Annotated in this window: 20 protein-coding genes; 8 read left to right on the forward strand and 12 right to left on the reverse strand. The window is 39.7% G+C overall.

What is annotated here, in order from left to right; genetic code table 11:
• Positions 1-34: 34 nt before the first annotated feature.
• The gene (locus tag K7X70_RS18985) at positions 35-1348 is read right to left on the reverse strand and encodes a nicotinamide mononucleotide adenylyltransferase (RefSeq protein WP_222538560.1); all 1314 of its coding nucleotides are present in this window, start codon (positions 1346-1348) and stop codon (positions 35-37) included.
• A 93-nt stretch (positions 1349-1441) separates the two neighbouring features.
• Here K7X70_RS18985 and K7X70_RS18990 point away from each other — a divergent pair, with 93 nt between their 5' ends.
• Positions 1442-3157 (forward strand): ABC transporter ATP-binding protein, encoded by a 1716-nt coding sequence (locus tag K7X70_RS18990; RefSeq protein ID WP_222538561.1) that lies wholly within the window; start codon positions 1442-1444, stop codon positions 3155-3157.
• A gap of 22 nt (positions 3158-3179) precedes the next feature.
• On the opposite strand, the gene K7X70_RS18995 is transcribed toward K7X70_RS18990, so the two are convergent.
• Positions 3180-4073, reverse strand: a complete 894-nt coding sequence (locus K7X70_RS18995) for a mechanosensitive ion channel family protein (protein WP_255607425.1) — start codon at positions 4071-4073, stop codon at positions 3180-3182.
• A gap of 174 nt (positions 4074-4247) precedes the next feature.
• Here K7X70_RS18995 and rnr point away from each other — a divergent pair, with 174 nt between their 5' ends.
• Together rnr and K7X70_RS19005 are read left to right on the forward strand one after the other, a co-directional pair.
• Complete coding sequence (rnr, locus tag K7X70_RS19000; protein ID WP_222538562.1) at positions 4248-6377, forward strand: ribonuclease R; 2130 nt, start codon at positions 4248-4250, stop codon at positions 6375-6377.
• Between the two features lie 40 nt (positions 6378-6417).
• Positions 6418-7386, forward strand: coding sequence for a polyprenyl synthetase family protein (locus K7X70_RS19005; RefSeq protein ID WP_222538563.1), 969 nt, complete (start codon positions 6418-6420; stop codon positions 7384-7386).
• A gap of 50 nt (positions 7387-7436) precedes the next feature.
• Here the strand turns inward: K7X70_RS19005 and K7X70_RS19010 are convergent, their stop codons facing one another.
• Positions 7437-8399 carry an ATP-binding response regulator gene (locus tag K7X70_RS19010; protein ID WP_222538564.1) on the reverse strand — a complete coding sequence of 321 codons (963 nt, stop codon included), beginning with the start codon at positions 8397-8399 and terminating at the stop codon, positions 7437-7439.
• 208 nt (positions 8400-8607) lie between these two features.
• On the opposite strand from K7X70_RS19010, the gene K7X70_RS19015 reads away from it, so the two are divergent.
• On the forward strand, positions 8608-8961 hold the full coding sequence (locus K7X70_RS19015; protein WP_222538565.1) for a helix-turn-helix domain-containing protein: 354 nt from the start codon (positions 8608-8610) through the stop codon (positions 8959-8961).
• Between the two features lie 67 nt (positions 8962-9028).
• On the opposite strand, the gene rpmA is transcribed toward K7X70_RS19015, so the two are convergent.
• The 4 genes from rpmA to K7X70_RS19035 form a co-directional block, all read right to left on the reverse strand.
• Positions 9029-9412 carry a 50S ribosomal protein L27 gene (gene rpmA, locus K7X70_RS19020; RefSeq protein ID WP_222538566.1) on the reverse strand — a complete coding sequence of 128 codons (384 nt, stop codon included), beginning with the start codon at positions 9410-9412 and terminating at the stop codon, positions 9029-9031.
• 57 nt (positions 9413-9469) lie between these two features.
• Positions 9470-9781 (reverse strand): 50S ribosomal protein L21, encoded by a 312-nt coding sequence (gene rplU, locus K7X70_RS19025; RefSeq protein ID WP_062549675.1) that lies wholly within the window; start codon positions 9779-9781, stop codon positions 9470-9472.
• An 84-nt stretch (positions 9782-9865) separates the two neighbouring features.
• A complete protein-coding gene (locus K7X70_RS19030; RefSeq protein ID WP_062549676.1) occupies positions 9866-10378 on the reverse strand; it encodes a hypothetical protein in 513 nt (170 codons plus the stop codon).
• A 33-nt stretch (positions 10379-10411) separates the two neighbouring features.
• Positions 10412-11797, reverse strand: a complete 1386-nt coding sequence (locus K7X70_RS19035) for a dicarboxylate/amino acid:cation symporter (protein ID WP_187664579.1) — start codon at positions 11795-11797, stop codon at positions 10412-10414.
• 147 nt (positions 11798-11944) lie between these two features.
• Between K7X70_RS19035 and K7X70_RS19040 the strand changes: the two genes are divergently transcribed.
• Both K7X70_RS19040 and K7X70_RS19045 read left to right on the forward strand, forming a co-directional pair.
• Positions 11945-12442 (forward strand): RNA polymerase sigma factor, encoded by a 498-nt coding sequence (locus K7X70_RS19040; protein ID WP_062549678.1) that lies wholly within the window; start codon positions 11945-11947, stop codon positions 12440-12442.
• A complete protein-coding gene (locus K7X70_RS19045) occupies positions 12429-13028 on the forward strand; it encodes a hypothetical protein (RefSeq protein ID WP_222538567.1) in 600 nt (199 codons plus the stop codon). The genes K7X70_RS19040 and K7X70_RS19045 overlap by 14 nt, the downstream gene beginning before the upstream one ends.
• A 408-nt stretch (positions 13029-13436) precedes the next feature.
• On the opposite strand, the gene K7X70_RS19050 is transcribed toward K7X70_RS19045, so the two are convergent.
• From K7X70_RS19050 to K7X70_RS19060, 3 genes are all read right to left on the reverse strand, one after another.
• On the reverse strand, positions 13437-13892 hold the full coding sequence (locus K7X70_RS19050; protein WP_222538568.1) for a hypothetical protein: 456 nt from the start codon (positions 13890-13892) through the stop codon (positions 13437-13439).
• Positions 13893-13976: 84 nt separating this feature from the next.
• A complete protein-coding gene (locus K7X70_RS19055; RefSeq protein WP_222538569.1) occupies positions 13977-14834 on the reverse strand; it encodes a helix-turn-helix transcriptional regulator in 858 nt (285 codons plus the stop codon).
• Positions 14835-14845: 11 nt separating this feature from the next.
• Positions 14846-15223 carry a VOC family protein gene (locus K7X70_RS19060; protein ID WP_222538570.1) on the reverse strand — a complete coding sequence of 126 codons (378 nt, stop codon included), beginning with the start codon at positions 15221-15223 and terminating at the stop codon, positions 14846-14848.
• 172 nt (positions 15224-15395) lie between these two features.
• Between K7X70_RS19060 and K7X70_RS19065 the strand changes: the two genes are divergently transcribed.
• Complete coding sequence (locus K7X70_RS19065; RefSeq protein ID WP_222538571.1) at positions 15396-18314, forward strand: ligand-binding sensor domain-containing protein; 2919 nt, start codon at positions 15396-15398, stop codon at positions 18312-18314.
• Positions 18307-18939 (forward strand): response regulator transcription factor, encoded by a 633-nt coding sequence (locus tag K7X70_RS19070; protein WP_222538572.1) that lies wholly within the window; start codon positions 18307-18309, stop codon positions 18937-18939. The genes K7X70_RS19065 and K7X70_RS19070 overlap by 8 nt, the downstream gene beginning before the upstream one ends.
• 80 nt (positions 18940-19019) lie before the next feature.
• Here K7X70_RS19070 and K7X70_RS19075 read toward each other — a convergent pair whose 3' ends face one another.
• Together K7X70_RS19075 and K7X70_RS19080 are read right to left on the reverse strand one after the other, a co-directional pair.
• Positions 19020-19646, reverse strand: a complete 627-nt coding sequence (locus K7X70_RS19075) for a hypothetical protein (RefSeq protein ID WP_222538573.1) — start codon at positions 19644-19646, stop codon at positions 19020-19022.
• Between the two features lie 36 nt (positions 19647-19682).
• Positions 19683-21584 carry a beta-N-acetylhexosaminidase gene (locus K7X70_RS19080; protein ID WP_222538574.1) on the reverse strand — a complete coding sequence of 634 codons (1902 nt, stop codon included), beginning with the start codon at positions 21582-21584 and terminating at the stop codon, positions 19683-19685.
• Positions 21585-21642 lie beyond the last annotated feature (58 nt).

Genomic DNA, 21642 nt, shown 5'->3' on the forward strand with positions numbered 1-21642 from the left:
TATATACTTTTAGATATCGATATTTAACGATCAATTACACAGTTTTTACATCTCCTTCGCTGTAATCTCTGATATCAGCAATATACCCGTTCAGGATCAGGAAGTCGAACAATGGCTTTGCATCTGGCGTGACCGGCATATTCGCACTGGTAATCACCGTATTGGTCTTTTTATCAAGGAAAGGATAGGCAAATAAACGCACATTTTTGCTAAACATATCACTCACATAACTCAGTAGCTGACTAGAATAGTTCTCTCCAAAATTGCTGGAGTTGAATACAAATTTCAAGTTGTTGATATTGGTAGAAATCCCTACACTTTTTGGCTTGCAGCGGTCCAGGTATTTCGCTAGTTTATTGTGTCTGGCAAAGTTAGACACCATCACAAGGTTACCTGTTTTACACATATCTTCAGCTCGTTTTGCAACGGCTTCCAGATCGAAACTTTCCGGTTCATCATCTCCTGCACTCAGCACATTAGATAAAAGTACCTCAATCAGTACACTTAAATTCTCTTTACTGACACCCTCTGAGCGGACAAACTGGTCTACCGCCTTGTTTAACATGCTAAAGTTAGGATTCGATTTCTGCGCATACTTGGTACGGAGAATCATAATGTCCTTTTTATACAGCAAGTCTTTCGGCAGACAAGGGTTTCCTAATGAATCAAAAATCGCTGCATCGGAGAATTCCTTTACAATCAGATAAAGGTTCAAAAGAATATTGTTGATCTTTCCAAAAGCAGGGCCGCTCACAGAAATAAGATCGATCTCTACAGAACCTACAGTCAGGTTATCTGCTAAAGATTCGATCATTGTTTTAGGATCGTTGTTATAATAAAATGCTGCGTAAACTAAATTTACGCCAATAATACCCAATACATTCTGCTGTAAAGCAGCATCAGTATCAAGCAGCCTCACATGGAAAAATATCTCATTAGGCTCCCCTCCTGGTTCCGATTGAAAACGAATTCCAATCCAGCCATGCGGATCATTTGATTTATTGTAATTTAAGGTGGTTACGGTATCTGCGAAAGCAAAGAAAGTACGGTCGTCATACTTCTCTCCATTCAATCTTTCATTTAGCAGGCCAAACTCATGACTTAACATTTTCAACAATCTGGATTGACTCACATACCGTCCTGATTCTTCTACACCATAAATGGCATCACTGAAAGTCATATCATATGCAGACATGGTTTTCGCAACCGTTCCAGAAGCAGCACCCGCAGTAAAAAAGTTACGGGCCACTTCTTGTCCCGCGCCAATTTCTGCAAAGGTTCCGTAAATCTTAGGGTTTAAGTTAATCTTCAAAGCTTTACGCTTGGTATCCAGAATTTCTCTTTCCATGCTGCAAAAATAACACAATAAGACGGAATTCAGGCCATAAAATTGCCTATCTTGAGTCAAAAATTTAAAGATCAAAACAAAGCTTGATTTCCGATGCTAAACGTCACCAACCTCCACATAGAATTCCTGAATAAAGATGAAAAATCCTGGCACAATGCGGTGAGCGACATTAGTTTCCGTGTAGACAAAGGAGAAGTTTTGGGAATCGTTGGAGAATCGGGATCAGGAAAATCTGTCACCTCTTTTTCCATTATGCGGCTTCATGACCCGTTAAATACAAAGATTACCGGAGATATTGAGTTTGATCGAATCGACTTACTAGAGCTTTCTGCCGAGGAAATCCGCAAGTATAGAGGCCATAAAATTGCCATGATTTTTCAGGAACCGATGACTTCTTTGAATCCGGTATTTACCTGTGGCTACCAGGTACAGGAAGCGATTATGCTCCACCAAAACAGCTCAAAAGCATTGGCTAAAGCCAAGACTATTGCCTTATTTGAGGAAGTACAATTGCCACGACCGGAACAAATCTTTGAAAGCTATCCGCATCAACTTTCCGGCGGACAAAAGCAAAGGGTGATGATTGCCATGGCACTGAGTTGTAATCCGGAACTTCTAATCGCCGATGAGCCCACTACAGCCCTGGATGTGACTGTCCAAAAAACGATCCTTCAGCTGCTCATGCGGATAAAAAAAGAAAGGGATATGGCCATGATTTTCATCTCCCATGATTTAGCGGTAATCGCCGAAATTGCCGATCAGATTGCGGTGATGTATAAAGGCCAAATCGTGGAACAAGGCCCAAAAAAAGCCATATTTGAAGCCCCAAAACATCCCTATACGAAAGGCCTTCTGGCTTGCAGGCCAAACCCGATGCAGCTGTTAAAGAAACTACCCGTAGTTGCTGATTTTCTATCCGGAGATCCAGCGCTTGCAGCTGCTCATCTTTTAGCAAGCAATACCTATCAGCCCCAGGAAATCAACGAGAGAAGAACGTTTTTATATGGACAATCTCCAATTCTGCAAGTCAAAGACTTATGTACCTGGTTTCCAATCCGGAAAGGTTTATTTGGAAAAACTACGGATTATGTAAAAGCGGTAGATCAGGTAAGCTTTGAGGTCTTCCCTGGAGAAACACTTGGCCTGGTTGGAGAATCCGGCTGTGGAAAAACCACTTTGGGCAGGAGCATTTTAAGACTGATCAACCCCACTTCAGGCCAGTTGATTTTCGAAGAAAAAGAACTCTGTAAATTACCTAAACCTGAGCTAAGGAAAATAAGAAGAGACCTACAGATCATCTTCCAGGATCCTTACTCGGCTTTAAACCCAAGACTGACTATTGGCAATGCTTTAATGGAACCTTTACAGGTACATGAGCTATTCGGTAATGATACAAAAAGAAAAGCCCATGTCATGGAACTTCTGGAAAGAGTAGACTTAAATCCGGATACTTATAATAAATATCCTCATGAATTTTCTGGTGGACAAAGGCAGCGTATTGTGATTGCCAGGGCATTGGCTTTACAACCAAAATTTATCATTTGTGATGAATCCGTATCTGCACTAGACGTATCCGTTCAGGCACAGGTATTGAACCTATTAAGGCAGTTACAGCAGGATTTTGGCCTTACGTACATCTTCATTTCGCACGATCTTTCTGTGGTAAAGCATCTCTCCGATCGGATCATTGTGATGAACAAAGGCAAAATAGAAGAAGTAGGTTTTCCAGAAGAGATTTATTTCCATCCAAAAGCGGAGTATACTAAAAAACTAATTGCGGCCATACCTGGCTTTTCTCCTAAAGATTAGGATTAAAAACCTGATCAATTTTTTAATGAATTTCCGGATCTGCTGAACCACTGGCCAACTGGATAATCGCCGTATTGAGTAACCTCCTTACGGCACGTTCTTTTACCTTATCATAATGCTTCAAAAGCACCATCACTTTAAAGACGGCCACATCTTTATTGATGGCAATCGTTTTGATCGACAAACCGCCTTCTATTACATTATCAGCATCATTTTCGATCGCTTTTTCCAGATATTCCTCCAGAAAATCAGGTGTATAACTATGTCTCAATGACAGGTCAAACTCTATGCTCAATTTCTTTGTGTTCTGCTTGGATTGATTCACAATTACAGAACTAAAAGCAACTGAGTTTGGAATGATCACCATATCACTGTCTTCATTTTGAAGAATCATATTGATCAGCGTAATGTCCAGAATTTTCCCTTCATACTCTCCTAATTTAATATGGTCACCTAAAGACAAGCGGTCTGAAAACATAATGATCAATCCATTGATCATATTGGTGATGTAATCTTTAAAAGTTACCGCTAAAGCTGCCGCCACAATGGACACACTAAACACCAGATCTAAAGGATTTACACTGAACAACGTGGTCAATGCCAGGGCCATAAACGCCGTGTTTAAGATCGACACCACCCTATTGATGCCCAGGATAAAATTGTCCTTCACCGTCTTTTTTAAACGATGCTTTTTGATGTACCAAAAAATCATTACTTGCCGAAGGACAGAAACCAGCAAACTCGGCCCTAAAAACAAAATACAGGCTTTGTTTAATTTACCAAGAAAAGGGGATTTTGCATACAATTGCGGAACCTCGATCGCAAAATAAACCAATACCATACAAATCAGGGCCTTAATGAGGATCATGATCAGCTCTTTCCCTGTTTCCCGCTCTTTATCGTCTATAGTTATCAAAACCTATTTTCTTTAATAAAACCTTATTTATTCAAAGATACAAAAATCAGTCATCCATTATCACAGATTTAAGCCCTTTTACAAGGTCGTACTGCCTGATTAAAGACATTTAACTGGGCATTTTACAGCTTTTCCACTTCAAATTGTTACCTTCGAATGATTCATATCTATACTATGGCAAAAAATAAATCATCTCACTTAGAACTCGTTTTAATACAATTAATCAGCGATGTTCTGGAGAAAAGCAATAAAGAGGCCCTGAATTACAAACAGGTGTCTGCAAAATTAAACATTACAGATTCCGATGCTAAGGAAACAATCCTCGATATATTAAAGCAACAGGCTAAAAAAGGCATTTTCGCAGAACCTGAACGTGGCAAGTTCAGATTGAAAGACCTGAAAACATTTATCATTGGAAAAGTCGACATGACTGCCGATGGTGCTGCGTTTATCGTCCCTGACGATGAGTTTGAAAAAGATGTATTCGTCTCTTCCCGTAAACTTCACAATGCCCTGCATGGCGATAAGGTAAAAGTTTACATTTACGCTAAGAAAAGTGGACGCAAGAACGAAGGCGAAGTAGTCGAGATCATTCAACGCGCAAAAACTGACTTCATCGGTGTCATCAAAATTTCCGACCGTTTCGCTTTTGTAAACGTGGACGATAAGAAAATGCTGCATGATATTTTTGTTCCTTTGAGCGACCTTAACGGGGCAAAAAACGGGCAAAAAGTACAGGTTAGTATTACAGACTGGCCGGAAGGTGCAAAAAATCCGATCGGAAAGATCAGCACAATTCTTGGAGAACAAGGAGAGAACAATACAGAAATGAACGCAATTCTTGCGCAGTATGGCTTCCCTCTGAGCTTCCCACCGGAAGTAGAAAAAGAGGCAAATGCCATTCCTGAACAGGTTTCTGCTGCAGAAATTGAAGGCCGCAGAGATTTCAGAGATACCGTGACTTTCACGATTGACCCTGCCGATGCGAAAGATTTCGATGATGCCATTTCCTTTAAACAACTGGAGAATGGAAATTACGAAATCGGCGTACACATTGCCGATGTTTCTCATTATGTTAGGCCAAATTCAGCGCTGGATAAAGAAGCGTATGGCAGAGCAACCTCTGTTTACCTGGTAGACCGTGTGATTCCAATGCTTCCGGAGCGACTCAGTAATGGCGTATGCTCTTTACGTCCAAATGAAGATAAGCTGTGTTTTGCCGCTGTGTTTGAACTGGATGAAAAAGCAAACATCATCACCCAATGGTTTGGCCGTACGGTCATCCATTCCAACAGACGATTCAGCTATGAAGAAGCGCAGGAAGTAATCGAAACCAAGGAAGGCGATCACGCAGAAGAAATTCTTAAACTGAATGAACTGGCCTATATCCTGAGAGAAAAGAAATTTAAAGAAGGTGCCATCAGTTTTGAAAGTACCGAGGTTAAATTCAAGCTTGATGAGCATGGCAAGCCGATTGGCGTATACGTAAAAGAACGTAAAGATGCCCATAAACTGATTGAAGATTATATGCTGCTGGCCAATAGAAAAGTAGCAGAATTTATCGCCAAAAAAGGAAAAGGCAAGCAGAAATATACTTTCATTTACCGTTCACATGATTCCCCGAATCTGGAAACCTTAAACACTTTCGCACTTTTTGCGGCGCGTTTCGGTTACAAGATCAATACGAAATCAGATAAAGAGATTGCAAAATCACTGAATTACCTGATGGAAGATGTGGAAGGTAAAAAAGAGCAGAACGTATTGACACAGCTGGCCATTCGTTCTATGGCAAAAGCAGTTTATACCACCAAGAAAACCAGCCATTACGGTTTGGCATTCGACCATTATACCCACTTCACCTCTCCGATCAGACGATACCCTGATGTGATGGTGCACCGCCTCCTTGCCGCTTATCTGAACGGGGAGAAATCTGCAAATGAAGAAGAATATGAAATTGCAGCTTCGCACTCTTCTGCAATGGAAAAACGTGCTGCTGATGCAGAACGTGCTTCGATCAAATACAAACAAGCAGAATACCTGGAAGATAACATTGGAAACACCTACACAGGGATCATTTCCGGCGTTACCGAATGGGGAATGTACATTGAGCTGATGGCCAATAAATGTGAGGGCATGATTCGCCTGAGAGACCTAACGGACGATTTCTATGTACTTGACGAGAAAAACTACTCTATTGTTGGACAGCGTAAAAAGAAAACTTATCAGCTGGGCGATGAAGTACAGGTAAAAGTGAAAAAAGTTGACCTCTCGAAAAGACAAATAGATTTTTCTTTAATCCAATAATATTAAAACAGATACTTCGGTAAATTCCTTTGCAAAAAACATGTATACTCCTACCCAATTACAAGAAATTATAGAAAATGCTATTTATAAGATCGAATACCCAGCACATCCTGCAAAACTTTATGAGCCGATCCGCTATATCATGAGCCTTGGTGGCAAAAGAATCAGACCAGCCTTAGTTTTAATGGCTGCTGATTTATTTGACACCGACATTGAGCAGGCGATCCCTGCTGCATTGGCCATCGAGACCTTTCATAATTTCACTTTAATTCATGACGATATTATGGACAATGCGCCATTGCGCAGAGGTCAGCAAAGTGTTCATGAAAAATGGGGCGTTAACAATGCCATACTTAGTGGTGATGTCATGATGGTAGAGTCCAACAAACACCTTTCTATGTTAGCCAGCAATGTGCTAAAAAACGCATTGGATACCTTTAACACCACTGCGCAAGGTGTTTGTGAAGGTCAGCAGCTCGACATGGAGTTTGAAGAACGTGAAGTCGTAGGCATCGCAGAATACATCAATATGATTCGTTTAAAAACAGCCGTTTTATTAGGCGGCGCGATGAAACTTGGTGCTCAGGTTGCGGGTGCAAGCGCAGAAGATGCGGCACAGCTCTATGAGTTTGGAGAAAACATAGGAATTGCCTTCCAATTACAGGACGACATTCTGGATGTTTATGGTGATCCGGAGAAATTTGGAAAACAGGTTGGCGGCGACATTATTGCCAATAAGAAGACCATGCTCCTGCTGAAACTAAAAGAACTGGCTGAGCCTGCAGACTTACTGGAAATGGAGCAGCAAAGCAGCAACACTGATTTCGATGATAAAATAGCCAACATGACCATTTTATACAATAAGTACGACATCAGAGGTCTGGCCAGTCTGGAAATGAGAAACTATTCCGACAAAGCCTTCCAAGCTCTAAACGCATTAGCGGTCCCTGAGGAACGAAAAAAAGAATTGGTACTACTAGCTAATCAATTGATGAATAGAGAGCACTAAGGCGCTTAAAAACAACACAAAGACAAAGAAGGCAGCTATAGGGAGAACAATTAATCTTCCAATAGCTGCTTTACTTTTTCTGCGGTCAGTGGTTTTACATAAAAATCCTTAACGCACATAAAAGATTTGGCTCTCAAGCGCTCTCTGGGATCTATGGAAGAAGAGACAATAATGACATCCACAAAGATCTGATGTTCTTCCATCATCTGCAGAAATTTCCATCCATCGATTTCCGGCATGTGCAGGTCCAGCAGGATCAAATCAGGTTTATGCTCTTTAATGTATCCTAAAGCAATTTCTGGATGGTTAAATAAGGCTATTTTTTTCTCATGATACTGTTTCCGGATCAGCATTTGGTGCAGTCTGTTGGTGATTACATCATCATCTACGAGTACAATATGGTTGGTATCTGTCTTTTCTGTCAGCTCTGCAAAAAGGTCTTCATCCTCCTGTTTGTGCATCATGGAATTGAGCATTTTAATGATTCCATCCAGCTTTACGGCCTGCAGGTTAATGTCATTCAGCAACTGATTGATTTTAGCAACTTCAAAGCTCTCCAACTGCTGGTAATTGGTTAGGGTAGAAAGGCTAAGAATATTGGTGATCGGTGCCCTCAATTCATGGGAGGTGAGGTGAGAATATTCTCCAAGCATTTTTAAAGAACCGGAACGATCGTTATCATTGACCAGCGTACATAATACCTGGTCTACCGCCCCTGCTTTAAACAAAGGGGTAAAAATAATCTGAAGAAACAGATCGTTGGTATGCTCAATTCCAAATCGCTGTACAATGCTGAAACTTTGTCCGCCGAAACACCTGATCAGCAAACTTTGAAAATTCTTTCTGTATTTCTGTGTAATGATTTCCACAGCTGAGTCCCCAATTGAGGGAGATTTTAGCAGAAAGCCATCCAGGTAATCCTGTGCTTCCATTTTAAAAGACACCAGCTGGTAATTTTTATCTATGGTAAAAAACGAGCAGTCTGCAGCTTCGCAAATCCTTCTAATTGGCATATTTTAAGTCTTTTAACGCACTTAATGAGTATAAACAGCCTATAAATACTTTCCTCTTGGTTTTCATTTATTAGCCTTAGCATTAACACAATTGAATTCTGTTTAGGATAAACGGGTACATAAACAGATTATGGAGTCATAATTGCCTTATTTATCAAACAATTAACTCATTTGTAATCAACGCAAATCAACGAAATATATATTAGTTATGCAAGAAATTCTATCAAAGAAGGATATTGGGGACAGGATTAAGGACTTGAGGGCTAAAAACGGTCATTCCCAGTCATTAATTGCGGAAGTTCTTAATTTATCAAGAAGTAATTATTCTCAAATAGAACTTGGAAATCAGTATCCTACCTTTCATACGCTACATAAACTGGCCAGGTATTATGGCAAGACCTACCATTGGCTAATTCATGGTGAAGAGGAGGAGCATTCAGCAGCAGGCTGTGAGACAGCAAACCAGATCATTCAGGAACTGGAGCAGGCCTTAAAGCAATTCAGCAGTACAGTAGATAAGTTAGCAAAGGAATTGGAAGTCCTGAAGGAGAAAGTCCACTAAAATAATCATTAAACAAACAAAAAAGGGCCATCACATTACGTCATGGCCCTTTTTAAATATTGTTCTACTATTCTGCTTTTGCAGCAGCTTTCTTAGCAGGTGCTTTTTTAGCTGGAGCAGCTTCTTCCGTTGCAGGAGCGGCTACTTTTTCAGCTTTAGCAACTGGTGCTACTACTTCTTCTTCAGTAATTACTACTGGAAAAGGCAGGATAGAAACATAAGATTTGTTGTCTTGTTTCTTTTTGAAGATTACAGTACCATCAACTAAAGCGAATAAAGTATGGTCTTTACCAATACCTACTCCTTTATCTGGATGGTGTTTTGTACCGCGTTGGCGTACGATGATGTTTCCAGAGATTGCTACCTGTCCACCAAAGATTTTGATACCAAGGCGTTTACTATGCGATTCACGTCCGTTTCTCGAACTACCGGCTCCTTTTTTGTGTGCCATGATTTATATTTTATGAACTACCTGATGATCTGGTAACTCGTTTTGTTTAACAATTAATTATAAACTGATACCAGAGATCTGGATTTTAGTGAAGTACTGGCGGTGACCATTTTTCTTTTTGTAACCTTTTCTACGTTTCTTTTTGAAAACGATTACTTTATCACCTTTTAAATGAGACACGATCTTAGCTGAAACCGAAGCGCCTTTCAAAGTAGGAGCACCTACAAGAATTTTACCATCTTCTTCAACCAACAATACATTGTCAAATTCAATACTAGCGCCTTCATCTCCTTGCAAACGGTGTACAAAAAGGTGCTGGTCTTTTGCAACTTTGAATTGCTGTCCTGCTATATTTACTATTGCGTACATTGTTAAATAATTATTATTTTAAACTGTTTATTTTTTTTATCGAGGTGCAAATATAGAATTAATTATTTTAAATCCATAACAGATTTACTTTTTCTTTCCATACCTTTCTTCTGCGTCATTGATACTCTGTGACACAAGGGTTTTCATTTGCTCTGCCAGCCCTTTTAATTTAGGGATTTCATTGTAATCCGTCAGGTAAATCACCTTTTTAGATTTTTTCTTGTAATTGAATGTAATCTCATAGCGCAATGCCTTATTAGAATCCAGGTTGGTTCCCTGGTTGGCAATTACATCCGGAAAATTCCAAAAACCAATCTCCGCAGCTTTACTGTGTAAATAAAGCATGTCATTGTGACGAAGCTTTACATTTGTTTTGATCACTGAGTCTCTCCCATCTACATACTGATAATCCCCTGTTTCGGAATTATAAGTGTTCTCCAGATTATTGCCTACGCCCCATTTGTATTCAATAGATTTGAATTCAGTAGATTTAAAAGGCGCATTACGAAACATTGGCGTATAATAGATGACACAATAGGCCAGGAAAGGGACGACAATGGTGAATAATAGGAAGATTTTCTTCGCGTTTGTACTCATGTTATATATGGTAATTATTGATGTGTTTATAAATTAGTCGAGGGGCTCAGTAAGCTCACCTTCCCATTTGCTGACTACGGCTGTGGCGATACTATTTCCAACTACGTTAGTTGCAGATCTACCCATATCCAATAATGGATCGATACCGATCAATAAAGCCAATCCTGCTTCCGGAATGTTAAAGGTGGCAATTGTTCCTGCAATCACGACCAAAGAGGCTCTAGGCACGCCCGCTATCCCTTTACTGGTCAGCATCAGAATCAATAGCATCGTAATCTGCTGCTCAAAAGACAAATGAATGCCATAAGATTGTGCAATAAACAAAGAAGCAAAAGTCATATACAGCATTGATCCATCCAGGTTAAAGGAATAACCCAACGGCAATACAAAACTTACAATTTTATCTTTACAGCCAAAACGTTCCAGCTGAAGCATGGTTTTAGGATAGGCAGCTTCACTGCTGGCGGTACTAAAAGCAAGCAATACTGGTTCTTTCATTCTGTTCATCAGGTTAAATACCCTACCTTTAAGAATGGTCCAGCCGATCAAAATCAAGACCACCCATAGCAGGAACATACTGCCATAAAATTCTCCGATGAATATAGCGTAGGTAGACAATACACTTAAACCTTGCTTAGCCACAATCGCAGCCATGGCACCAAATACAGCGAATGGCGCAAAATTCATCACATAACCGGTTACTTTAAGGATCACATGTGCGACCGCGTCGAAGAATTTAATGATGATCTGACCTTTCTCTCCTATAGCAGCTGTTGCTACCCCGAAGAACAGGGAGAACACCACAATTTGCAGGATTTCATTGGTTGCCATCGCCTCTGTCATACTTTTAGGGACAATGTGCGAGATGAAATCTTTCATGGAAAGTGCGACTTTATGAATCCCGGTATCCGCATTTGCAGGAGGTAAAGGTAAATTCATCGCCAACCCTGGTTCAAAAATATTGACCATGATCATTCCGAGAATCAGTGATAATAAAGACGCGCTCATGAACCATAACATGGTTTTACCCCCAATACGGCCTACCGCTTTAATGTCACCCACTTTTGCTACGCCAACCACCAGGGTAGAGAAAACAAGGGGGGCAACGATCATTTTGATCAGTCTCAAAAAGATATCACTTAGTAAAGTCAGTGGCTCTAATGCCTTCTCTCTCACTTTTTCCGCTTCTGCTCTTGCTTTAGTAGCGACTACCTTTTGCGTTTTCAGTTCTGCATATTGCTGTACAGTTGTGTCTTTAACGCTGAGCAATTTTACTTCAACATTTTTGAGCTGAGTTTCTGATTTGGCAATGTTTTCATTGTAATCTTTAAATGAAGAGACATTTAAATAATATCCTAATCCAACACCTAATACCAAGGCTAGAAAAATGAAAAATGTTAACTTATTATTTTTTGACATACTAACTTTTAAAGTATTTATACAGTTTGTAAAACTACAACAATTACTTTATTCTCTAAATAATATTACCAAAGCAACTAATTTTATACATTCAACTTGTAACAAAAAGCTATATTTTTATCTAACCAAATAATAAAAAGACGCATATTGAAAGAGAAAGACCTGTTATTTAAGCAAATCTTCGACACCAATTCCAAGAAAATATTCCATCTTTGTTACGGTTATACGGGCGATCAAGACGCTGCAAATGACCTGCTTCAGGAGACTTTTCTTAAGGTTTGGCAGAACCTGGACAAGTTCCGGAATAAGTCGCTGATCTCCACCTGGATTTATAGAATTGCAGTAAACACTTGCCTTACCTATTTGAGGTCGGAAAAGCGTCAGGCAAAAGACGAACTCACAGAAAACATCATTGAGACCCGTCCAGAAGAGTTATCTGAAAAGAACGAGCAGGTCGCATTACTTTATAAATCGATCTCTCAACTGGAAGAAAACGACCGTTTAATCATTACTATGGTATTGGATGAATTGCCATATCATGAGATTGCGGACATCTCAGGAATCAGCGAGGGGAACCTGAGGGTAAAAATCCACCGCATAAAATTAAAACTTACAGAATTATACAATCAGCATGCAAGAATTTGATCAGATACAATCGCTTTGGCAATCCCATACTGTAGCAGTTAAACTATCTTCAGATGAGATGCTGGCACAGGCAAAAAAGGAAGTAAATTCCATACGCAGACGGTCGATCTTAAACATCGCAGGTATGGGCATTTCTTTTCTTGCTGTGGCAAGTTTATGGGTATTTTTTGATTTTCAATCCTGGACTACAGATGCCGGAATTGCAGTGGTGCTTCTGGCTATTGCCGCCTCTATATTTATGTTATATAAAGGTCACCTCTTAATTTCTAAAAATGATTTCACTACCCACCCGAATGAGTTTCTGAACCGATTGAAACAGTATCAGCTCAGCAGATTCAGCCTTTACCATCAGATGTACTGGATTTATACCGCTGCCCTGAGTATTGGTTCGGCACTATACCTCATTGAAATCGTGACTTATATGCCACTGTGGGCACAGGTACTCATCGTTCTTTTCACTACGCTATGGATGGTGTTTTGTTCCACACTCGTGAGAAAAGCAGTCATTAAAAAGGACAAAGAAAGAATTTCTTTATTAATTGAGAAGTTCGAACGTTTAGGAAATCAGTTTCAGGAACAGCCTTAACTGGCTTCAATTTAGCCAGGAAAAAAGGAGCTATTCAAATGGCTCCTTTTTTTTTAATTTAGCATAGCTTGTTTCATTTACATTAGTTGAGCTTGGCTGAACTTGTCACTATTTCTGACAGACCTTTAAGTATGCTCTAGCAGGGGGCTGCTAGGGCCTTGTAGGGCCTGCTCCCCTACCAGAGCTCAGCTAAAAACCTGCTACCTCTGTACATGAACCGAGGAGTGCCAAATGACATCATCAACTTCATCCCAGGAAAATTAAGACACAAAAAAAGTCAGCTCCATTACGAAGTTGACTTTTCCTTTTATTAACTAACCCAAATTTAAATCATCCGAAATTATATCTGGATTTCCTACTCCAAATATAGATAGGAATCAAAATCCCTGATAAGCGAAAATCACCAAGTTAACTATTTTCGTTAAATCTATTCACTTGTGTAATTTCCCAAAGACCTTCATCTCCACGTTCAATGGTAATGTAATTGCGTTGTACAAACAGGGGGAATTTAAGATCTACGCGTACTACAGTCAGCGTGTTACTGCTGGATACAATTTCATAGTCCGATTCGCAGTTCAGGTCTGTTTTACCAATTTTTTTATAAAATGAAACCAATTGCTGTTTGGAGTGCTTTCCTATTTTTTTTCCCAGGCATACACACACTTTTGCATTATCGCTCAATATTAAATTAAGCAGTTTGGCATCCATGTGCGTGCTTGCATCAATGAATGCATTTACAACTGTAAGGGGTTTACTATTTACTGTTTTTTTGAGCAGTCGATCATCATTATTCAGCGGGCGACTGGAGCCGAATGTGCTGCCGATAAAAAGCATCAGAAAGCACGTAAATAAAATCTTTTTCATGAGCAGTTTTTTTTATTAAAAATAACCCAATAGACTGATTACCAATGTGCTAAAAACACTTTTTAATAAAAACCGCAAGAAAAACTAGCGATATTGACCGGGAGTGATGTGGAAAGAATTTCTAAAAAGCCGAATGAAAGAACTCGGGCATTCAAAACCTACGATATCTACAATTTCATTGACTGGATAGTCAGTATGTTTTAGAAAATATTTGGCCTGACGCAACCTGATGCTGGTCAGAAATTGATGCGGTGATTGATGATAGGCTTGTTTAAAAGTTCTCAGAAAATGGTTGACCGAAAGACAGGCAATCCTGGCGATCTCTTCTAAACAAATATTTTTATTATAGTTACTGATGATGTAATCTCTTGCGATACTCAGCCTTCTCAGAATTTCCGATTTGGTCGTATGGCTTAGAAATTTCAAAGAAGCTTCTCTGTTTACGACTTCCGCATCATAGAGGGCGTAATAATTAACCAGGCAATGTTCAAGATAAGTATTCAGTAATAAATTATCCGTATTCCCTTGTTCGACCTGCTTTTTCAGGTTCAGGAGGTTAAATTTCATATCTCCCTGCAGTGGATAAATGGCTTCAACAAAAACAGGAGCGATTCGTTGGTTGGCTTCAGGCTCATCTAATAAAAGCCCATCCTTTGCGGTTCTGGAATACTCAAAATCAATCACAAAATCAGGATCGAAAAGTACAGACATAGAATCGACTTTCACCGAAGAATCAATTTTTCTGGAGTAGGCAGTATCCTGGTTCAAAAAGATAAAATTTCCTGAGTAAAGATTCAATTCCCGATTGGCAATTGTATACGCTGCAGCCCCATTAAAGATCATCTGAATGGCATACTTCCCTGTTGTAAGCGGAGAATTTGCCTCATAAACAGATTCCATAATGACCTCATTCTTATCGACCAATATTTTCTGAAACCTCATTTCCTTTTAATTTAAGCATCTGTATAATCTCTTTCCTCTAATAACAAAATATGATTTCCTGAAGGATCAAAAAACTCACATGAAAGTCCTTTTGTCCGGTACATTGGCATGGAGAACATCTCTATACCTTCCCTTTTGAGCTTGCAAAAATCCCGCAGGCAATCATCTGTATAAATTACTGTAGGTTCAGTTTCAGGTTCAAAATGTTTCACCAGCATTAAACGATGGCCATTAAACATTTTCAGCACTGGACAATTTATCCCCGCAACCAACAAATCCTCCTCCTTTTTCAGATCCAGCTGCTCCATAAAAAAAGCAGTTGCTAATGAAATGTCTCTTACAAAAATGACCTGGTAATTTAACTCATCAGTCATCATAGGAAATAGCATGTTCGTTTTTAATAATTTATTCAACAAATTTAAGCTTCGAAAATCATCATCTGTTCCCCCTTGAGGGGGTATATTTCTCCCATTGCAAAAAAATCACCCTTATGGGGGTATTTTTTAATTCTCTAACTATAAATATATTTACGGTGGTTTAAACCATCAATTCCCACCGATAGTGTATTACAAAACGATTTTTTCCATTGGACTGTTCCTTCTGTTAGGCAGTGTGTACAGCTTTGCGCAGCGGTATAATTTCCGCCAGTATGATATTGAAGATGGCTTAACGCAATCGCAGGTAACCGCAGTGACTCAAGATAGCAAACGCCGTTTATGGATCAGTACACTGGGTGGTTTAAGCTGTTTTAATGGCAAGCAATTTACTAGCTACACTAAAGCTAATGGCCTGAATAACAACTTTGCGCTGGCACTCAGCTTAGGAAAAAACGATGAAATATGGCTGGGTACTTCCCGGGGCATTTCCAAATTTAATGGCAATCGCTTCAATAATTACGCACAAACCAAAGAATGGGTGAGCAAACTAACCACCAGCGCCAACGGAACAGTGTATGGTCTCTCCTCTTCCAGGCTCTTTAAAACCGACGAAAAGCAAATCACATTTCTGAATGTCAGCAAAGATCCTCAGGAAAATGTGACTGCTTTAAAAGTTGACGATAAAGGAAAAATTGCAGTAGCAATTTTAGAAAAAGGCATCTTTTACCTGGAAAAAGACCGCTGGGTACCACATCCACAAAATGCGCTATTAAAGGACCTGGTGATCTCTGACTTTTTCACAGACCATCAGCATCGGGATAAATTCTGGCTGCTGGCAGCCGATGGTTTATATGGTTTGGATGCCAAGCGAATGCGTCAATATGTATCTGGGAAATTTACAGCCATAGAACAAGATGCCAAGAACAATATATGGATCGGTTATAGTACAGGGGCCTATTATCTGAGCAGCAACAGCCTGATTCACTTTAACGGAAAAAATGGTTTTACCAACAACATGGTCAATGCCATCTTTAAAGATGCAGAAAACAACATTTGGCTGGCAACGGATGGAACTGGTCTTTTCAGATATGTAGACAGGGATTACGTCATTTTCGATGAATCTCAGGGGCTCAATAGTAAAATCGTCATGAGTCTGGCGAATGGTCCTGCAGCCGATGAAATATGGATCGGCACTTATGGTGGTTTATTTCAATATAAATCGGGAAAAATTAAAGAAATCCCTATCCCTTCCACGCTAGAGGATAGCAAAAACATCAATTTTCTATATAACGACCGTCAAAAAAACATCTGGATCGGAACCGTTTATGGCGGACTTTGGTGTTATGATGGTAAAAAGATCAATCAAATGGCATTAGACCGTCATTCTATTGCCTATAATGCCATTCTAGAAGACAGCAAAGGTAAGATTTGGGTGTCTACCAATGCAGGCTGCTATTTGCTGAATAAAAAGACAAAACAATTGGAATGGGTGAGTAAGCAATTTGGCAGTACCCTTTTGGAAACTCCTGAAGGAGAAATCCTTGTAGGCACCCAGGATGGCGTTTACGCGATTAACATTCCAGGACAGAGCAAACCTTTAAACCTGCCGCAGCTCAACGGCTCCTCCATCCTCTGCATGGAAAAATTAGGGCAAAACACCTTACTCTTTGGAACTTCTGACAATGGGATTCTAATTTGGGATCGTAAAACCGGGAAAACCAAATCCATAAATACCCATCAAGGTTTGGCATCCGATCATATTTATAGCTTACTACTGGATCAGCAGGGGATTTTATGGGCAGGTACTGGTAAAGGCATCAATAAAATTAACATCAGGGATTTTAGTGTAATCCGCAATAACAATGAACCTAATTTATTAGTAGAATGTAATCAAAATGCCATTCTTCAGCGGGATAATGACATCTGGGTGGGTACAACGAAAGGTGCCATAGTGTACAACCGGAACCACGAGTTAAAACCTTCGGTTCCTCCTTTCATCTACATCAATTCGGTTACTGCATTTGCCCAGAATAAAGGAAGGCAAAACAAACAGCAAACGGTATTCAAAGGGAATGAACTGAGTAATATGGCAACTCTGCCCTACCAGCAGAACAACCTGAACATCAATTTTACCGGTATCTTTTTAGCCAATCCCGATGGCTTGGTGTATCAATATCGCTTAGTTGGACTAGACAACAAGTACAGTGAAAGTATCAGCAATACTTCCATGAATTTCTCTTCCATTCCTCCAGGAAGGTATACTTTTCAGGTGAGAGCCATTACAAAAGCAGGTATAGCCTCATTAAATACGGCTTCGTTTTCATTTGAGATTACCCCCCCATATTATCAAACAGGTGTATTCCGATTGTTTATCTTTGTGCTCATTGTGTTTTTGATGTTACTCATGGTATACATCATTCTGAACTTGAATGAACGCAAGCGAAAATTAAGGTTAACCATCAAGCTGGAAGAGCAATTTAAGGTCAGAAAACAGACGGCTGAAGATTTTCATGACGATCTTGGTAACAAATTGACCCGAATCTCCGTCTTATCAGAAGTATTGAGCAGTATGATCGATGAACATGATACAGAAAAGAGAAGTATCATCTCAAAAATCAACGACAATGTAAATGAATTATATAGGGGTACTAAAGACATATTGTGGTCGCTAAATCCTAAAAATGACAAGTTAACCGAGCTGTTAGGGCATATCCAGGAATTTGGAAAAGAAATGTTTAACAACACTAATGTAACGTTCCGGTCTCATATTGACCTGGGAGGATACGATGGGAAACTATCATTAGATGTGAGCAGAAACCTGCTCATGATTTTTAAGGAGGCGATTCACAATGCGCTGAAACACGCAAAACCGGGGATGGTTGTGTTTTCAGCAACAGTAGATGGGGAAACTTTGAAAATCGTTGTAAAAGACGATGGACAAGGGCTTGATCCCATAGGATCCATGGATGGTCATGGGATAAACAATATGAATGTGAGAGCAAAAAGAATCAATGCAAAATTAAACATCAATTCAGACTCAACTGGTACAGAGATTAAATTAACTGTTAGTCTTTCCACTTTAATGCGTCTTAAAAATGTATAGTCAGCCAAAATCAAGAGTTGTGATCATTGAAGATGATCAAACCATCAGAGAAGGGTATGCTTACTTAATTAACCACACTTCTCCTTATCAGGTGGTGGCTACTTATCCTTCATTCGATGCGGCAAAACATAAAATCAGCAAAGATCAGCCAGATGTGATCATTCTGGATATTCAGCTTCCTGGCACCAACGGCATTGATGCCCTTCCCCAATTGAAGAAACTGCTGCCGCAAGTATATATCATCATGCTGACTGTTTATGAAACAGAGAAGACTATACTCGATGCACTGGCCAATGGAGCATCTGGTTATTTCACCAAAAATACCCCTACAGCCAAGTTAATTGAGGCCATTAAGGATGTGCTAAATGGTGGTGGCCCAATGAGTCCTGATGTGGCTAAAACGGTGATTCTTTCCCTTCAAAAGAACCCGGACAGTCCATTGACGAAAAGGGAAACCCAAATACTGGAACTGATGACTACCGGTAAAGATCGCGGACAAATTGCCAAAGAACTTTTCATAGAGGTGGAAACTGTAAAGACACATACTAAAAACATCTATACGAAGCTGAATGTAAATACCAAAGCCGAGGCAATACAGGTGGCAAAAGATAAAAAGCTGGTTTAATGACTTGCTAAAAACACAAAACAAAACGGCCGTATCCTTTTAGGAATACGGCCGTTTTGTTTAATCCAGCAATGATTTCGCTATTCTTTTATTTCATTGGTTGAAAAGCTGTTCCCATTTAAACGGTATTGCAGCATTTTAACTGTTCCCGCTTTATTGGTGGTATCTTTCTCATCCTTTACAGGGAAAGAACGGAAAAGGTCTCCGTTTTTAATGATAAATTTGTCGCCACCAGCATAATTCTTCTTCATGGAAGCACTCAATGGAGGGAAATTGATTTTCCTGAATTCTCCACCAGCATACTCATAAACATTCAGGTCCAGCACATTTTTCTTGCTCAGCAACTCAATATAGATTTCTGGGTTACCATCATTGTCAAGGTCCATGTTCCAGGCATCAGTAATGATTCCCTTACGTTCATTAGAAAAAGATTTATAATTATTTCTTAGCGTATCTGACAAAAGAATCAGGTATCCACCAATGCTATCCACTCCTTTCCCCCAGCTGACTACTTCAAAGTTAACCCCCGGTCGGATGGCAATGTCCTTGTAAAAAGGAAACTGACCCTGCGGTTTTTTAGCTTCAGTCGTGTTGGCGGTAGTCGGTGAAGCAGTCATCTTTTCAGATGTACTGTTTCCGCAAGCGGCCAATAAAAGCAGCCCTGCAAATAACAGGGGCAGCTTAAGGAAATATTTACCTGGTTTCATTTTTATATTTATTTGCAATGTGTTTCGTTTTGCAGCCTATTTCGTTTTTACATCAGCAGCACCATTGTTCAGAATGGTTTCTGTAACTACACTTTGTTTGCCTGTTGGCGTGATCACGATTGTTTTCAATACACGTTTCTCTCCTTTAGGAACGATCACTTTCATTCCCTTAGTATACAAATTTGCTGCTGTTGAAGGACGGGTAAGATCTAGCGTATAGTAAATACTAGCGCCTGGCATTGGTTCTTTCAGATCAATGCTGATCGTTTCGCCATTGATTACCTTTTCATTTAATCCCAATGGTGTAGGTACCCAATAGTTAGTCCCTGTTTTATCTAATCTAGCCAAATGCACAGGAAGACGTTCTTCAGAGAAGTTTTTCAAGTCTTTACGTTCTGGCTGTGACCAGGCAATTTCCGCAAGAGAGAAAATTCTTGGCATAATCATGTATTCCACTTTTGCAGGTGTCTGGATGTATTCTGTCCATAAGTTAGCCTGAACACCTATGATGTATTTCTGCTGATCTGCTGTCAGTTCTTTTGGCATTGGATCATAGTTGTAAACCTTCGCATAATTAGAAAGGCCACCAATATTTGTTGGTTCGTCCTCAGAAGTAGATTGTTTATGGTCGAAATATAAACCACCACCATTAGGTGTCATGATCACATCATGGTTTTGCTGTGCTGCAGCAATACCGCCTTCAGTACCTCTCCAGGACATTACCGTTGCATTTGGAGCTAATCCGCCTTCTAAGATCTCATCCCATCCGATGATCTGACGGCCTTTTGCATTCACATGTTTTTCAATTCTTTGGATGAAATAGCTCTGTAATCCGTGCTCATCTTTCAGGTTCAGGTCTTTAATCATTTTCTGGCAAAAAGCACTTTCTTTCCAGTATTCTTTAGGACATTCATCACCACCGATGTGGATATATTTAGAAGGGAATAAAGCGATGACTTCATCTAATACATTTTCAAGGAATTTGAAAGTATTGTCGCTAGGCACAAATACGTCATCAAATACACCGAATGTTTGTTGAACTTGTTTTCCTTTTCTGCTGCCCGACCATGGTGTTTTTGCATCTACAAAGGTATCTCTTTCCGGGAAACAGCTCAATTCAGGATAAGCGGCAATTGCTGCTGAAGCATGACCAGGAAGTTCAATTTCAGGAACCACATTGATATACCTTGCCGCAGCATAAGCGATCACGTCTTTCACTTCATTTTGCGTGTAATAACCTTTATATTCTTTATTATCTGTAGCTACACCTGGATGATGACCGATGATAGTTCCATTTCTTTTACCACCAACTTCTGTTAATCTTGGGTATTTTTTGATCTCAATTCTCCAACCCTGATCATCTGTTAAATGCCAGTGGAAATTGTTCATTTTATAGTCAGACATCACGTCGATGTATTTTTTAACCAGCGCTACAGGGTACATGTGACGAGATACGTCCAAATGCATTCCTCTATATTTGAAACGTGGATAATCATTGATTTCTGCAGCAGAGATCAGTATCTGGTTGTTTGCTTTTTCAGGCATCAGCTGCATCATAGATTTCAGTCCATAAAACAAACCTGCTTCTGCACCAACGATAGTGATATTTTTATCCGTAATATTGATTTTATAACCTTCAGCAGGTAATTTATCAGCGCCTACAGAAGTCAGGATGATCGCTCTTTCATTCGCTGCTGCTGCTTTAGCAGGTCTTAATGCAAATCCAGCCTTGTTGGCTACAAAAGCATTGAATAGATCTGCCATTCTGGAGTTTTTCGGGTCATTGGAGACTAAAACTACCGTTTTATCCAATTTAAAGTTACCATTGGACTTCTTTACAGATACGGGAGCGGGGATGATCCCCATGTTCTGATCCTGCTGTGCAGAAGCTTCTATTGCAATAAATGCCAACAGAACAATTGTAAATAATTTCTTCATTTGTTTTCTTGTGTTTTTTAATTTGGTTAATCGAGCGCAGTTTGAAACTGACTGCACA

It is taken from the genome of Pedobacter polysacchareus (assembly GCF_019802255.1).
Lineage (GTDB): Bacteria > Bacteroidota > Bacteroidia > Sphingobacteriales > Sphingobacteriaceae > Pedobacter > Pedobacter polysacchareus.